Source organism: Faecalibacillus sp. (assembly GCF_047023275.1).
In the GTDB taxonomy this organism is placed as follows: domain Bacteria; phylum Bacillota_I; class Bacilli_A; order Erysipelotrichales; family Coprobacillaceae; genus Faecalibacillus.
Genome location: NZ_JBKYAR010000027.1, coordinates 1 through 15692 on the forward strand (window position 1 = coordinate 1; position 15692 = coordinate 15692).

12 protein-coding genes are annotated in these 15692 nt (G+C 30.9%); 1 reads left to right on the forward strand and 11 read right to left on the reverse strand.

Annotation, left to right across the window (positions count from 1 at the left end):
- The 4 genes from ACLVEP_RS09620 to ACLVEP_RS09635 all read right to left on the reverse strand — a co-directional run.
- A partial coding sequence (locus ACLVEP_RS09620) for an Rpn family recombination-promoting nuclease/putative transposase (protein ID WP_412584468.1) occupies positions 1-717 on the reverse strand: 717 nt, incomplete at its 3' end.
- 254 nt (positions 718-971) lie between these two features.
- Positions 972-2822 carry an ABC transporter ATP-binding protein gene (locus ACLVEP_RS09625; protein WP_412584469.1) on the reverse strand — a complete coding sequence of 617 codons (1851 nt, stop codon included), beginning with the start codon at positions 2820-2822 and terminating at the stop codon, positions 972-974.
- Positions 2822-4552: an ABC transporter ATP-binding protein gene (locus tag ACLVEP_RS09630; RefSeq protein ID WP_412584470.1), complete on the reverse strand. Its 1731-nt coding sequence runs from the start codon at positions 4550-4552 to the stop codon at positions 2822-2824. Before ACLVEP_RS09630 ends, ACLVEP_RS09625 begins: the two co-directional genes overlap by 1 nt.
- Before the next feature lie 43 nt (positions 4553-4595).
- Positions 4596-5039: a MarR family winged helix-turn-helix transcriptional regulator gene (locus ACLVEP_RS09635; protein WP_412584471.1), complete on the reverse strand. Its 444-nt coding sequence runs from the start codon at positions 5037-5039 to the stop codon at positions 4596-4598.
- A gap of 124 nt (positions 5040-5163) precedes the next feature.
- On the opposite strand from ACLVEP_RS09635, the gene pepT reads away from it, so the two are divergent.
- Positions 5164-6387, forward strand: coding sequence for a peptidase T (gene pepT, locus ACLVEP_RS09640; protein ID WP_412584473.1), 1224 nt, complete (start codon positions 5164-5166; stop codon positions 6385-6387).
- Between the two features lie 41 nt (positions 6388-6428).
- Here the strand turns inward: pepT and ACLVEP_RS09645 are convergent, their stop codons facing one another.
- From ACLVEP_RS09645 to ACLVEP_RS09675, 7 genes are all read right to left on the reverse strand, one after another.
- Positions 6429-7358, reverse strand: a complete 930-nt coding sequence (locus tag ACLVEP_RS09645) for an ABC transporter ATP-binding protein (RefSeq protein ID WP_412584475.1) — start codon at positions 7356-7358, stop codon at positions 6429-6431.
- Positions 7358-8443, reverse strand: coding sequence for an ABC transporter ATP-binding protein (locus ACLVEP_RS09650; RefSeq protein ID WP_412584477.1), 1086 nt, complete (start codon positions 8441-8443; stop codon positions 7358-7360). Before ACLVEP_RS09650 ends, ACLVEP_RS09645 begins: the two co-directional genes overlap by 1 nt.
- Positions 8444-8445: 2 nt before the next feature.
- A complete protein-coding gene (locus ACLVEP_RS09655; RefSeq protein ID WP_412584479.1) occupies positions 8446-9378 on the reverse strand; it encodes an ABC transporter permease in 933 nt (310 codons plus the stop codon).
- Positions 9379-9380: 2 nt separating this feature from the next.
- On the reverse strand, positions 9381-10325 hold the full coding sequence (locus tag ACLVEP_RS09660; RefSeq protein WP_412584481.1) for an ABC transporter permease: 945 nt from the start codon (positions 10323-10325) through the stop codon (positions 9381-9383).
- 90 nt (positions 10326-10415) lie between these two features.
- Positions 10416-12038: a peptide ABC transporter substrate-binding protein gene (locus ACLVEP_RS09665; RefSeq protein WP_412584483.1), complete on the reverse strand. Its 1623-nt coding sequence runs from the start codon at positions 12036-12038 to the stop codon at positions 10416-10418.
- Positions 12039-12249: 211 nt separating this feature from the next.
- Positions 12250-13878, reverse strand: a complete 1629-nt coding sequence (locus ACLVEP_RS09670; RefSeq protein ID WP_331872205.1) for a peptide ABC transporter substrate-binding protein — start codon at positions 13876-13878, stop codon at positions 12250-12252.
- 138 nt (positions 13879-14016) lie between these two features.
- Complete coding sequence (locus tag ACLVEP_RS09675) at positions 14017-15645, reverse strand: peptide ABC transporter substrate-binding protein (protein ID WP_331872206.1); 1629 nt, start codon at positions 15643-15645, stop codon at positions 14017-14019.
- Positions 15646-15692 lie beyond the last annotated feature (47 nt).

Here is a 15692-nt window from a genome sequence, read left to right on the forward strand (position 1 = left end):
TTTATTTTGCAGTTTTATTTTGTTTTTAGATGTATTCAGTTTGCGGTTTAACAGTAAGTCTTCTCTTTTAATTTTCGTACGTGTAAATGTTGCCGCCATCATGAAGTTTTCTGTTTCGATTTTACGATTGTTTCTTAAGTCATCATAATTTCCTGCAAACATACTTTGACTGATTTCTACGACATCTCTTAATCGTTGATTGGTAAGCTTTCTTGCATCCATTGTTTTAAGTTCGACAACAGGTAATCTCCAATCATTGATATAAGGTTCCATCTCTGGTGGTATATTTTTCAATGTCTCTTTCAATGTTTCTGGTGATTTCCATTCTTTATCTCCCGTATAGAACACAAAGCTTCCTACTGGATAGACTTCTTGTTTACTTTCAACCTGATTGATATAAATCGTTGCATCATAGTTGAGTATGCGAAAGATCATTTTTTCATCAAAAGTACTTTGATGTTCCACTCCAATAATCACATATTCTCCATGAATACTTGCTTTTCTTACCACATCCCGATATCTTTTGATCTCTGTTGGCCTGTCTACTTTTCCTATCAAGGTCGACAGATCATTTTCTCTTGAAACAAGTTCTTCAGGTTGAATGACCTGTCTCCCGTTAAAGAAAGCATAATTACAAAGATCCGCAAAACATCCTTTATCTCTGAGTAGTTTTTTACAGGTACTGTCACTTGCATTTCTTTCTTTAATGCACATCATCTTTCCTCCTTATATAAATTTTTTATATTAAGGTTTCATACATCGCTTTTTGTTTGTATTTTTTATCATATTTATAAGGAGTTTTTCTGATGCTATTGTACCATGTTATCAAAGACAATTTGTCTCAAATTTGTGTCAAATTTGTGCGTTTTCTAACCATGCGATTTAATTTTTATCTATCATTATTTTAGCTTTCCTCTTTTTCTTCTTCAATGGACGTTTAGTCCAAAGAATACAAAAAAGCTATTGATGGATTAATCCATTTCAATAGCTCCTGTATATAATTGATAATATTTACCTTTTTCTTTAATAAGTGATTGATGATTTCCTCTTTCAATAATGTGACCTTGTTCTAAGACCATAATACAATCACTATTTTTAATTGTTGATAAACGGTGAGCAATAACCAAAGTTGTTCTACCATGCATTAATTTATCCATTCCATCTTGTACAAGCTTTTCTGTACGAGAATCAATAGAAGAAGTTGCTTCATCCAAAATAAGTGCAGGAGGATTAGCAACAGCTGCACGCGCAATCGCTAATAACTGTCTTTGTCCTTGCGATAAGTTCGCCCCATCTCCTGTAAGCATTGTTTGATAACCATCTGGTAAATGCTTAACAAAGAGATCGGCATTGGCAAGTTTTGCAGCTTCAATACATTCTTCATCCGTAGCATCAAGACGTCCATAGCGAATATTATCCATAACCGTTCCAGTAAATAAATGTGTATCTTGTAATACCACACCTAATGATCTTCTTAAATCATCTTTTTTAATGAGTTTAATATCAATCCCATCATAAGTAATTGAACCTTTTTGAATATCATAGAAACGATTAATTAAGTTTGTAATCGTTGTTTTACCAGCACCTGTCGCTCCAACAAAAGCAATCTTTTCACCTGGATTTGCATAAACATCTACATTGTGTAAAACCATACGATCATCAAAATAACCAAAGTCAACACCTTCTAGACGAATGTCTCCCTTCATTTCAACAAGTTCAACATGTCCATCACTACGAGGATGTTTCCAAGCCCAATGTCCTGTTCTTTTATCTGTTTCAACCATTTTTCCATCAACAGTTTCTACACGACATAAAGTCACAATACCTTGATCTTCTTCACTTTCTTGATCTAATAAATCAAAGATACGTCCTGCCCCTGCTTGTGCCATAGCAACAGCATTGATTTGTTGAGAAATTTGTCCAATAGGTTGGTTGAAACTTTTATTCAATGTTAAAAAAGCAACAAGTGTCCCAATTGTTAATGCAAAATGTCCATTTAAAGCAAGAATAGCACCTACGATTGCACAAATAATATAGGAAATATTTCCAAGTTGTACTGTAACTGGCATTAAGATATTCGCAAATTTATGTGCTTGATAAGCACTTTCTCTTAATTCATCATTTAATTTTCTAAAATCAGCGATTGATTGATCTTCGTGATTAAAAACTTTAACAACTTTTTGACCAGAAATCATTTCTTCAATATATCCATTAACTTTACCTAAATCACTTTGTTGTTTAACGAAGAATTTACCTGATAAAGAACCAAGTTTTCTTGAAACAACAAGCATTACCATAAGCATACATACACTTAACACAGTTAAAGGAATATTTAAAATAATCATGGATATAAATGTTGTCACAATAGTCATACAACTTGAAATAAGTTGAGGAATTGATTGTGAAATTAATTGTCTTAAAGTATCAATATCATTTGTATAGACTGACATTGTATCTCCATGAGAAGTTCTATCAAAATAACGAATTGGTAAAGATTCCATATGTTCAAACATATCAATTCTTAAATCTCTTAAAAATCCTTGTGTTACATAAACCATAATACGGTTAAAGGTAAAGGCACAAACAACACCACAAGCATAAAGTGAACCAACACGAATTAAAGCATGAAATAATCCACTAAAATCAGGTGAAGAACTTTTTAAAAGGGGAACAATATAATCATCGATTAATGTTTGCATAAACATTGTTCCTTGAACATTAAATAAAGCATTTCCTACAATACATAGAAAAACAATAATTAAATGAATTTTATATTTACTCCATAACATTTTAAGTAAACGTTTCATTGTTCCTTCTTTCATTATTCTTCCTCCTTCCCTTTCATTTGTGTTTCATAAATTGTACGATAAATTTCATTTGTTTCTAATAATTTTTCATGACTGTCGAAACCATCCACAACACCATCATTTAAAACAATAATACGATTTGCATTTTGAACTGATGAAATACGTTGTGAAATAATAATTTTTGTTGTATCTGGAATACGTTCATTGAATGATTCTTGAATACTTGCATCTGTAGCTGTATCAACAGCACTTGTTGAATCATCTAAAATTAAAATCTTAGGATTTTTAAGTAATGCTCTAGCAATACATAAACGTTGTTTTTGTCCACCTGAAACGTTTGAACCACCTTGTTCAATATACGTATTATAACCATCTTCAAAGCGATCAATAAACTCATCAGCACAAGCTAAACGACAAGCTTCTTTACATTCTTCTTCACTTGCGTTTTCATTACCCCAACGTAAGTTTTGTAAGATTGTTCCACTGAATAAGACATTCTTTTGTAAGACGACAGAAACTTCATCTCTTAAAACTTCAAGATCATAGTTACGAACATCTTGTCCACCAACAACAACGCTACCTTCATCAACATCATATAAACGAGAGATAAGATTTACTAAACTACTTTTAGCACTTCCAGTACCACCAATAATTCCAATTGTTTCTCCACTATGAATATGAAGATCAACATCTTTTAAGACTGCTTCTCCACTACCATGTTTATAAGAGAAAACAACATGATTGAAATCAATTGAACCATCTTTTACTTCAGTTAAAGCTTCTTGAGGAGATACTAAATCAGATTGTTCATTAATAACTTCAGCAATACGTCTTCCTGAAGCAAGTGACATGGTAATCATCACAAAGGCCATAGAAAGCATCATAAGTGACATCATAATATTCATAACGTAACTAAATAAACTTGTAAGTTCACCTGTTGTAAGAGTTCCACCTACGATTGCTTTAGCTCCTAACCAAGAAAGCATTAAGATTGAACCATAAACTGCAATCAACATAGCTGGGTTATTATAAGATAAAACAGATTCAGCTTTGACAAATAATTTATAAATGTTTTGTGCTGCTTTTTTAAATTTTTCATTTTCATATTTTTCTCTTACAAATGATTTAACAACACGAATACCTACAACATTTTCTTGAACACTTTCATTTAATGTATCATATTTAGGGAATACATCATTAAAATATTTTGTTGCATGATACATAATCGTTGCAAGCACAGCCACTAAAAAAACAATGGCAACAACGAAAATCATACTTAATTTAAAATTGATCATCATAGCCATAGAAAGTGCACAAATAAGTGACATTGGTGCACGAATACACATACGAATAATCATTTGATAAGCCATTTGCACATTTGTCACATCTGTTGTTAAACGTGTTACAAGCCCTGCAGTACTATATTTATCAATGTTTGAAAAAGAGAATGTTTGAATGTTTGTATACATCGCATCTCTTAAATTTGCTGCAAAACCAGTTGAAGCTTTAGCTGCATGATTACCTGCTAAAAAACCAAGTGATAATGTTCCTAGGGCAATGACAAACATGAATGCTCCATATTTTGTAACATTAGACATATTTCCAGCTTCAATTCCTTTATCAATAAGACTTGCCATTAATAATGGAATAATAATTTCTAAAACAACTTCTAATGCTGCAAATAACATTGTAAGTAGTGAGTCTTTTTTATACTCTTTAATTTGTTTCATTAAAGTTTTTACCATATTTGACTTCCTTTCCTATTCATTTACCGAACTTCATGAATATTTATAAATCTTCTTTGATGTTATTAATTAATTTATCAGATATTTTAATAAACGAATTTATTTCTTCTTCAGATAAATCTTTAATAAGTTTTTGATGCATTTCTTTCATCTTATCTTCAATTTGTCGATTATGATTTCTTGAAGATTCAGTTAAAACGATTTTCTTTAACCTTGCATCATATTCTACTTCTTCTCGTTCAATCATTCCCTTTTTACACATCAGTTTCAACATTTCTGATGTAGTAGAACGATTGATTGAAAATTCTTTTTCTATATCTTTTGGAAATGTATCAAGTCCATTATCTTCACGCTCTTGAACAAAACCAATAATCCAACAATGCATTAAAGTTGCACGGTCAGGTCGTTGTCCTGTTTCTTTATCCATTGCTTTTCTTAAAAGATTGTTTATAGTCTTAATACGATGTCCAATGGGATCTCTATACATATCATTCCTCCTATATTGTTCGGTTACGAATTGTATGGTAACATACAATTTAAGATTTGTAAACTCTTTTCATAGAAGTTCTTTATAAGTCGTTGTATAATAGAAAAGAAAGTGAGGCAAACAAATGGAAATTAAAGAAAGATTTTTAAATTATGTAAGTTTTGATACTCAATCTGATAGTTATTCACAAACTGTACCTTCTACTTCTAAACAATTAAAATTAGGAAATTATTTAGTTGAAGAATTAAAATCATTAGGAATTAAAAACGCTAAAATAGATGAATTTGGTGTTGTTTATGGAACAATTCCTAGTAATAATAATCATCAAGGAGATGTTATTGGTTTTATTGCTCATATGGATACTTCTCCAGATGCAAGTGGTAAAGATATTCATCCTCAAATCATTAAAGATTATCAAGGACAAAAAATCACTTTAAATGAAGATAAAGAACTTTATCTAGATCCTGAACAATATCCTCAACTCTTACAACTTATTCATCATGATTTAATTACAACTGATGGAACAACTTTATTAGGAGCTGACGATAAAGCAGGTATTGCAATCATTATGCAAATGGTTGAATATATTTATAATCATCCAGAATTTAAACATAATGATATTCAAATTGCTTTTACGCCTGATGAAGAAATTGGACATGGTAGTGATCATTTTAATGTTGAATATTTCAACGCTCAATATGCTTATACTATTGATGGGGGAGATATTCACATTGTAGAATATGAAAACTTCAATGCTTTTAGTGCAGAAGTCAAAGTTCACGGAAGAAGTATTCATCCAGGAAGTGCAAAAAATAAAATGATCAATTCGTCGCGTGTTGCTTACGAATTTGATTCACTTTTACCTGTGCATATGAGACCAGAATCAACTGAGGGTTATGAAGGGTTTAATCACCTTCACTCAATTCAAGGAACATGTGAAGAAACAACTGCTGAGTATATTATTCGTAACCATGATTTACAACAAGCAAAGAAACAATGTCAAGATTTTAAAGACATTGCAGAGTTCTTAAATAAAAAATATGGTTATCAAATTATTGATGTCACAATCACAGAAAGCTATTTAAATATGAAAGAAGCTTTAAAAGATCATATGTTTATTGTAGAACAAGCTTTAACAGCTATTAAAGAAAATGGTTTAGATGCTTATTGTTCACCAATTCGTGGTGGAACTGATGGAGCTCGTTTAACTTTTAAAGGACTTCCTTGCCCTAATCTTGGAACTGGTGGTTTTAATTATCATGGACCTTATGAATATTGTTCACTTACAATGATGGAAAAACAAGTTCAAATTTTACTTCATATTTTAAAAAACACCGCTTCAAAATAAGCGGTGTTTCTTTATGAAAAACAGTTAGAGAAAACTCTAAACTATTTTTTTGACCATTTTTCAAATTCTTCATCAGTAGCTAAAACATAATGAGTTCCATCTACTAAATGTTCAGTACCTTTTGTATAATCTACTCCACTTTCCTTATAATCATAAGTAAATGATTTACGTACTTTTTCTACACGTGGATTAGGATGTGGAATGGCACTTAATAATGATTTTGTATATGGGTGAATTGGATTATCAAAGATTTCTTCAGTAGTTCCTGTTTCTACTAAGTGTCCTAAGTGTAATACCCCAATTTTATCACTGATATATTTAACCATTGATAAGTCATGTGCAATAAATAGATAAGCAATTCCTGTTTCTTTTTGAATCTTTTTCATTAAGTTAACAACTTGTGCTTGAATAGATACATCTAATGCTGAGATTGCTTCATCAGCAATAATTAAATCAGGATTCATAATTAATGCTCTTGCAATACCAATACGTTGTCTTTGTCCACCTGAGAATTGATGTGGATAACGAGAAGCATGTTCTCTTGATAAACCAACAAGCTCAAGAATTTCATAAACTTTTTCATTTCTTTCTTCAATAGAAGAATAAGATTTATGAATATCTAAACCTTGTCCAATGATATCAATGACTTTTTTTCTTGGATTTAAACATGCCATTGGATCTTGGAAAATCATTTGCATTTTTGTATGTAATTCTTTAGCAGTTGCTTTATCTAATTTTCCACCAATTTCTTTTCCATTGAAAACAATTGAACCAGCAGTTGGTTTATATAAACGAATAATACTTCTACCAGTAGTTGATTTACCTGAACCAGATTCACCTACTAAACCATAAGTTTCACCTGGCATGATTTCAAATGAAATTCCATCAACTGCTTTTACAGTAAAGTTACGATTAATTTTAAAATGTTGTTTTAAATCTTTAACGACAAGGATAGGTTCTTTCTTTTCCATTATTCAATACCCTCCTTTTTCATTTTTTCTAATCTATTTTTTAATTCAATTGGCATTTCAACTTTTGGAGCTTTTTCATGCATTAACCATGATGCAACTTTATGAGTCGAACTACCAGGTACTTTAAACATTGGAGGTTCAAGTCTTAAATCAATATTTAAAGCATATTTATTACGTGGAGCAAAAGCATCACCTTTTACTTCATGTGCTAAGTTTGGTGGTGTACCTGGAATTGTGTATAATTCATCATCATCTGTATCTAAATCAGGCATAGATGATAATAATCCCCAAGTATATGGATGACGTGGATCATAGAAAATTTCATCAATTGTTCCAGTTTCTACGATTTTACCAGCATACATAACGTTTACATAATCAGCTACTTTGGCAACAACACCTAAATCATGTGTAATGTAAATAACTGATAAATCTTTTTTCTTTTGAATATCTTGAATTAATTCAAGAATTTTAGCTTGAATAGTAACATCCAATGCAGTAGTAGGTTCATCACAAATTAAAACATATGGATCACATGATAAAGCAATTGCGATAACAATTCTTTGTCTCATCCCACCAGATAATTGGTGAGGATAGTTTTTCATACGTTTTTCAGCATTAGTAATACCTACTAATTGTAATAATTCAACAGCTTTTTTATAAGCTTCTTCTTTTGGTGTGTTATAGTGATGAATCATTGGTTCCATGATTTGATTTCCAATTGTCATTGTAGGGTTTAATGATGTCATTGGATCTTGGAAAACCATGGCAATTTTACGACCACGAATTTCACTTTGCATTTCTTTTTCACTTAATTGACAAATATCTTTAGTGATTCTTTCACCAGTATTTTCATCAGTCCAAGTGTAATTAATAGAACCACCATCAATTGAACCATTACCAGCCATGATACCCATAATTGCTTTTGTAGTAACTGACTTACCTGATCCTGATTCACCAACGATAGCGATTGTTTCACCTTTATATAAATCTAAGTTAACACCACGAATTGCATTAACTGTTCCACTATCAGTTCTAAAAGAGATATTTAAATCTCTGACTTCTAATATTTTTTCTCTTTCTGCCATAATTACATCTCCTTCATAGTTGGATCAAGTGCATCACGAAGTCCATCACCAAATAAGTTGAAACTTAACATTAAGATAGAGAAAATAATAACTGGAATTACCATCATGTAAGGGTAAATAGTAATTGAGTTAAATCCATCATTAATTAATGTACCTAATGAAGCCATTGGAATTGGTAAACCTAAACCAACGAATGATAAATATGCTTCATAGAAGATAGCATTTGGAATAGACATCATAATCATAATAATCATTTGACTATAAATATTTGGTAAAATTTCTTTAAAGATAATGAACATGTTACTAGCTCCTAAAGTACGTGAAGCTAAAACGAATTCTTCTTCTTTTACTCTTAAAACTTGAGCTCTTGTAATTCTTGACATACCAATCCATTCAGTAAATGATAAAGCCATGATAATTGTAAATAATGATGCTTTCATGACCATTAATAACAATGTTAATATTACTAAAGTTGGGATAGAGTTTATGATTTCTTGAATTCTTTGCATTACTGAATCAACTTTACCTCCAAAATAACCAGAGATAAGTCCGTATGTCATACCTACAATCACATCAATAAAGATTGCAACGACAGCAATAAATAATGAATATCTTGTACCTGTCCAAACACGTACAAATAAATCACGTCCATAAGTATCAGTACCAAAGAAATGTTCAGCACATGGTGAGATACTTGAAATTTTTGTATTAATTGCATCAAATTTATATGATGAAAACATTGGTGCAAAAATAGCGAATACTGCAATAACTAAAATACAGATTAAACCAATAACTGCACCTTTATTCTTTTTAAAACGATTTAAAGAATCTTTCCAAGCAGGAAGTGATGGAGCAACAACGTCTTTAGTAATGTCTTGTTTGTCTCCAACGAATTCAAAATCGTCTGGTAAAAATTCAATCTTTTCTAAATCCATTATTAATCATCCTTTCCTAATCTAATTCTTGGATCGATAATTCCATAAGAAATATCAATAATTAACATCATAAAGATATACATTGCAGCATATAAGAATGAACAAGCTAAAATGATGTTGTAATCATTTGATAAAATACTATTAATTAATAATTTACCTAATCCAGGAACAGAACAAATCTTTTCAACGACCATTGTACCTGTCATTAAGTTAACTAAGATAGGTCCTAAAATTGTAATAACTGGAATTAATGCATTTCTTAATGCATGTTTGAAAATTAAAGTTTTACGATCTAATCCTTTTGCTTTTGCAAGAGTCATATATTCACTTGTTAAAACTGAAACCATTTCAGTACGTGTAAAACGTGCAACGTTAGCAATAACACCAACAGATAATGCTAAAATTGGCATAATTGATGATTTTACTGCGTTCGATGAACTATATGAAGTTGGTAACAATCTTAATTTTGAAGCAAATAATAATAAAATTAACATGGCAAATACGAATGATGGGATGGAAACCCCAATTACAGAAATAACTGTAGCGATTGTATCCCAAATTGTATTTTTATGTAATGCAGCAAATACCCCTAAGAACATACCAATAACTGTTCCAATAATTACTGCACATAAACCGTAAATCATAGATAATTTTGCAGCACTTCCGACAAGTGAAGATACTTGCATATCTTTGTATAAGTTAAATGAAACACCGAAATCCCCTGTTAACATATTTTGAATATAACGTACGAATTGAACTGGTATTGGTTTATCCAATCCGTATTGAGCTTCAATAGCCGCTCTGGCTGAAGCACTTAATTTTTCATTGTTAATTGGAGAACCAGGTAAAAATTTAACCATTAAAAATAATACCATTAAAATAACGAATAAAGTAATTAACGAAATAACTAAACGTTTTCCGATATATTTTAAGGTCGAATTACTCATCTTTTTTCCTCCTATATTTATTTAAAAAAGAAACACAATACAGAATACTATATTGTGTTGTCCTCTCTATGTTCTTTTTTCTAATTTGAACTATTTTGAAACATATTCGAATGTATATGGAACACCTACAGGTCTAATTACTAAACCTTTTACATCTTTATTTTGTAAAGTTGCAGTACCTTTTTCGAATACTGGGATGTAACATAAATCATCCATCATAATTTTTTCTGCATCAATCATTTCTTGCCAACGAGTATTAGCATCAGATTCATTAGCAACTTTATCCATTAATGCATCTAATTCACTGTTTGTATATTTACCATAGTTGTTACCATTAGTAGAAATACCCATTGTTAAGTAAGTTGTAGGATCACCATAGTCAGGTCCCCAACGAGTTGTAGCTAAATCATAATCACCATTTTTTTGTTTGTTGTAGATACGATCTTGTTTAGTAGTAGCTACCATTTCTACTTTAATACCATCTAATTTACTTAAAGCGTTTTGTAAATAAGTTGCGAATACATCCATTGGAGATTCATCTGTACCATAAGTAACTCTTAAAGTAATTTCAGATTTTCCTAATTCTTTTAATCCTTCATCTAATGCAGCTTGAGCAGCTTTTTTATCATATGAAGTATAAGTATCTGCTTCATCACGGAAATCTTTTCCTTCTGGAGAAATTGATAATCCTGATGGAACAAATCCTTTAGCAGCTTGTGAACCATCTTTTAAGACATTTTCACATAAGTCTTTTCTATTGATTGCTAGTGAGATTGCTTTTCTTACATTTAAGTTAGCTAAATCACTATTTTGGAAGTTTACTGAAATATAGAATAAGTAACCTTCATTAATTTGTTTGAATGAATCATCTTTTTTGTATTTATCAACTAAGTCTGAGTTGATTGGAGCGAAATCAGTTTCACCTGCTTCGAATGCTTGAGCAGCAACTTTTGGATCTTGAACTAATTTCATTACTAATTTGTTAATTTTAACTGTTTTAGCATCATAATATTTATCATTTTTTTCAAATTCAGCTACTGAACCTGGTTCCCAGTTTGTCATAGTGAAAGCACCATTTCCTAAAATAGTTTTAGCACTCTTACCATATTTGTCACCTTGTTTTTCGCAGAATTTTTCATTGATTGGATAGAAACATGGGAATGACATTAATTCATCAAAGAATGAAACACGAGTAGTTGTAGTAACTTCTAATGTTTTATCATCGACTGCTTTAACACCCATTGCATCTAAATCAGCATCTGTAATATCTTCTTCATTGTCAATTTTATCTGACATTTCTTGTGCTCCTACGATACTTGCAATACCATCACAGAACATGTAGTAATATTGACCTTTCTTTTGGAAGATTCTATGCCAAGCATAAACGAAATCATTTGCAGTAACAGGATCACCGTTAGCCCATTTAGCATCTTTTCTGATTTTGTAAGTATGAGTTAACCCATCATCTGAAACTTTTGAAGATGAAGCAACACCATTTACGATATTACCTTTCTTATCTGTTTTCATAAGCCCATCAATAACAGCATGCATTGCTGTAAATGAGCATCCGTCATCGGCATCTGATGTATCTAAATTTTTGATATCTAATTCACTTGAGAAAGTGTAAGTAGATGAATCTCCTCCTGATCCCCCACAACCAGCAAGAGTTAGAGCCATCATAGCACAAAGCACCATTGATAATAGTTTTTTCATATTCTCTCTTCCCTTCTTAAATTATCTTTTGTGCAATAAATCGACATGTTGTATACAATTTATCGATTTATTAACTTCATAATAGTTGATTAGCCTTTAAAAGTCAATACTATTTTTGCATATTTATATACAATACAATATATTAATTTACTAATGTGATAGTTTTTTATTAGAAAAGACATAATATTTTCTTATTATGCCTTTTCTCTTTTTATTCAGTTTTTTCTACATATTCAAAAGAAATTGTTCTACATGGTTTAATAACTAGATTTTTTACTTTTGGATTTTGTAATGTTGCCGCTCCTTTTTCAAAAACAGGAATATATGCATAATCATCTAGTAAGATTTTTTCTGCATCTTTCATTTCTTGCCAACGTTTATTCACGTCTGATTCAACCCCTACTTGATCTACAAGTTGATCATATTCACTATTAGACCATTTTCCATAGTTATTACTATTTGTTGATAATGCAATTGTTAAATAAGTTGTAGGATCTCCATAATCCGGTCCCCAACGTGTTACTGCTAAATCAAAATCACCATTTTTTTGTTTGTTGTAGATACGATCTTGTTTAGTAGTAGCTACCATTTCTACTTTAATACCATCTAATTTACTTAAAGCATTTTGTAAATAAGTTGCAAATACATCCATTGGAGATTCATCTGTACCATACGTAATTCTTAACGTAATTTGATCTTTTCCTAATTCTTTTAATCCTTCATCTAAAGATTCTTGTGCTTTTTTCTTATCATAAGATGTAAAGTTTCCAGAATCTTTTCTAAAATCAACGCCATCTGGACTCGTTGCTAAACCAGAAGGAATAAATCCTCCAGCTACTTGTGAACCATCTTTTAAAACATTTTCACATAAGTCTTTTCTATTGATTGCTAGTGAGATTGCTTTTCTAACATTTAAGTTAGCTAAATCACTATTTTGGAAGTTTACTGAAATATAAAACAAGAAACCATCATAAACTTGTTTAAAAGCTTCATCATCTTTATATTTATCTACCAAATCTGAATTGATTGGTGCATAATCTGTTTCTCCTGCTTCAAAAGATTGTGCAGCCACTTTAGGTTCTTGAACAAGTTTCATGACAAGTTTATTTAATTTAACATGTTTTTGATCATAATAGCTTTCGTTCTTTTCGAATTCAGCCACTGAACCTGGTTCCCAATTTGTCATTGTAAAAGCCCCATTTCCTAAAATTGTTTTAGCACTTTTACCATATTTATTTCCTTGTTTTTCAGCAAACTTTTCATTAATTGGGTAGAATGGTGGAAATGCAAGTAATTCATCTAAAAACGAAACGCGTACTGTTGTTTTTACTTCTAATGTATAATCATCCAATGCTTTTACACCCATAGAATTTAAATCATCATCTGTAAGTTCTTCACCAGCATCTATTTTATCTGATAATTCTTGTGCTCCTTGAATGCTTGCAATTCCATCTGCAAACATATAATAATAGTTTCCTTTATTTTTAAAGATTCGATGCCATGCATAAACAAAATCATTAGCAGTAACAGGATCACCATTTGCCCATTTTGCATCTTTTCTAAGTTTATACGTATGGGTTAATCCATCTTCTGAAACTTCTTCACTTTTCGCAATACCATACGTAATATTTCCTTTTTTATCTGTTTTAATCAATCCATCAATAACCGCATGAATAGCACGCAATGAACATTGATCATCAGCATCTGATGAATCTAAGTTTTTGATATCCAATTCACTTGAATACGTATAGGCTGATGTATCTTCTTTACTGTTGCCCCCACAACCAGCTAAAGAAAAAATCATCAAAAAGCATAGTAATAATGATACATATTTTTTCATAATCCCCATCTCCCTTTATTCATATCTTTTTACTATGATTTAAAAATACACTAATTTATCCAAGAAGTCAAAGAATATGATAAAAATTGTATACAATAAAAAGCATAATAGCTTTTTTACTATTATGCTTTTTATTTATTATTCAGTTTTTTCAACATATTGGAAAGATAAAACATTACATGGTTTAATCACTAAATTTTTAACCTTTGTATTTTGTAAAGTTGCTGATCCTTTTTCAAATACAGGAATACTTCCTAAATCTGTCATTAATATCTTTTCCGCTTCCAATAATTCTTGCCAGCGAACACGTACATCTGATTCTGATGCCGCTTGTCCCATATAATTATCAAAATCACTACTTACATATTTACCATAGTTATTACTATTTGTAGAAATATCAATCGTTAAGAATGTTGTAGGATCACCATAATCAGGTCCCCAACGTGTTACCGATAAATCATAATCACCATTTTTTTGTTTATTATAAATACGGTCTTGTTTTGTTGTTGCTACCATTTCTATTTTAATTCCCTTTAACTTAGATAAAGAGTTTTGTAAATAAGTCGCAATAACATCCATTGGAGATTCATCTGTACCATACGTAATACGCAATTTAATTTCAGATTTACCTAATTCTTTTAATCCTCGGTCTAAAGCTTGTTGTGCTTTTGATTGACTATAAGTAATATAAGTCCCCGACTCTTCTCTAAAATCTTTTCCATCTGGGCTTGTTGCCACACCTTTAGGAATAAATCCTGTTGCTGCAGAAGAACCATCTTTTAATACTTTTTCGCATAAATCTTTTCGATTAATCGAAAGTGAAACTGCTTGTCTGATATTCGCATTAGCAAGATCTTCATTTTGAAAATTCACAGATAAATAATAAAGGAAGCCATCTGGTACTTGTTTAAATGATTCATCATCTTTATATTTATCTACTAAATCAGAAGTAATTGGTGCATAATCCGTTTCTCCTGCCATAAATGATTGAGCCGCAACTTTTGGATCTTGAACAAGTTTCATCACAAGTTTTTCAATCTTTACAGTTTTTGCTTCATAGTAATCTTCATTCTTTTTAAATTCCGCAATAGATCCTGGTTCCCAATTTGTCATAATAAAAGCACCATTTCCTAAAATAGCTTTTGCACTTTTACCATATTTATCTCCTTGTTTTTCACAAAACTTTTCATTAATTGGGAAAAAGCATGGAAATGCCATTAATTCATCAAAGAAAGAAACACGTACAGTTGTTTTTACTTCTAAAGTATAATCATCAATCGCTTTTACACCCATAGAATTTAAATCATCATCTGTAAGTTCTTCACCTGCATCAATTTTATCCGATAATTCTTGAGCCCCTTCAATGCTTGCAATTCCATCTGCAAACATATAATAATAACTTCCCTTTTTTCTAAAAATACGTTGCCATGCATAAACAAAATCATGCGCTGTTACAGGATCTCCATTTGTCCATTTAACATCTTTTCGAAGCTTGTAGGTATGTGTTAAACCGTCTTCAGACAATTCTTCACTTTTAGCAACCGCATTTACGATATTACCTTTTTTATCTGTTTTTGTAAGTCCATCGATTACTGCATGAATTGCCTTAAGTGAACATCCATCATCTGCATCTGATGAATCTAAATTTTTAATATCCAATTCACTTGAATACGTATAAGTCGTTATGTCATCTCCACTTGATCCACCACATCCAGCTAAGGATACAGCCATTAAACAACATAAAAATAATGAGAGTATTTTTTTCATATTCCCTTTCTCCTTTTTTATCTTCTCCTTCAACCATATCCCATTTT

Coding starts and splice junctions, on each gene's coding strand:
- ACLVEP_RS09630 (WP_412584470.1), bottom strand. CDS start 4,552: ATGGTAAAAACTTTAATGAAACAAATTAAAGAGTATAAAAAAGACTCA.
- ACLVEP_RS09650 (WP_412584477.1), bottom strand. CDS start 8,443: ATGGCAGAAAGAGAAAAAATATTAGAAGTCAGAGATTTAAATATCTCT.
- pepT (WP_412584473.1), top strand. CDS start 5,164: ATGGAAATTAAAGAAAGATTTTTAAATTATGTAAGTTTTGATACTCAA.
- ACLVEP_RS09670 (WP_331872205.1), bottom strand. CDS start 13,878: ATGAAAAAATATGTATCATTATTACTATGCTTTTTGATGATTTTTTCT.
- ACLVEP_RS09665 (WP_412584483.1), bottom strand. CDS start 12,038: ATGAAAAAACTATTATCAATGGTGCTTTGTGCTATGATGGCTCTAACT.
- ACLVEP_RS09660 (WP_412584481.1), bottom strand. CDS start 10,325: ATGAGTAATTCGACCTTAAAATATATCGGAAAACGTTTAGTTATTTCG.
- ACLVEP_RS09645 (WP_412584475.1), bottom strand. CDS start 7,358: ATGGAAAAGAAAGAACCTATCCTTGTCGTTAAAGATTTAAAACAACAT.
- ACLVEP_RS09655 (WP_412584479.1), bottom strand. CDS start 9,378: ATGGATTTAGAAAAGATTGAATTTTTACCAGACGATTTTGAATTCGTT.
- ACLVEP_RS09675 (WP_331872206.1), bottom strand. CDS start 15,645: ATGAAAAAAATACTCTCATTATTTTTATGTTGTTTAATGGCTGTATCC.
- ACLVEP_RS09635 (WP_412584471.1), bottom strand. CDS start 5,039: ATGTATAGAGATCCCATTGGACATCGTATTAAGACTATAAACAATCTT.
- ACLVEP_RS09625 (WP_412584469.1), bottom strand. CDS start 2,822: ATGAAAGAAGGAACAATGAAACGTTTACTTAAAATGTTATGGAGTAAA.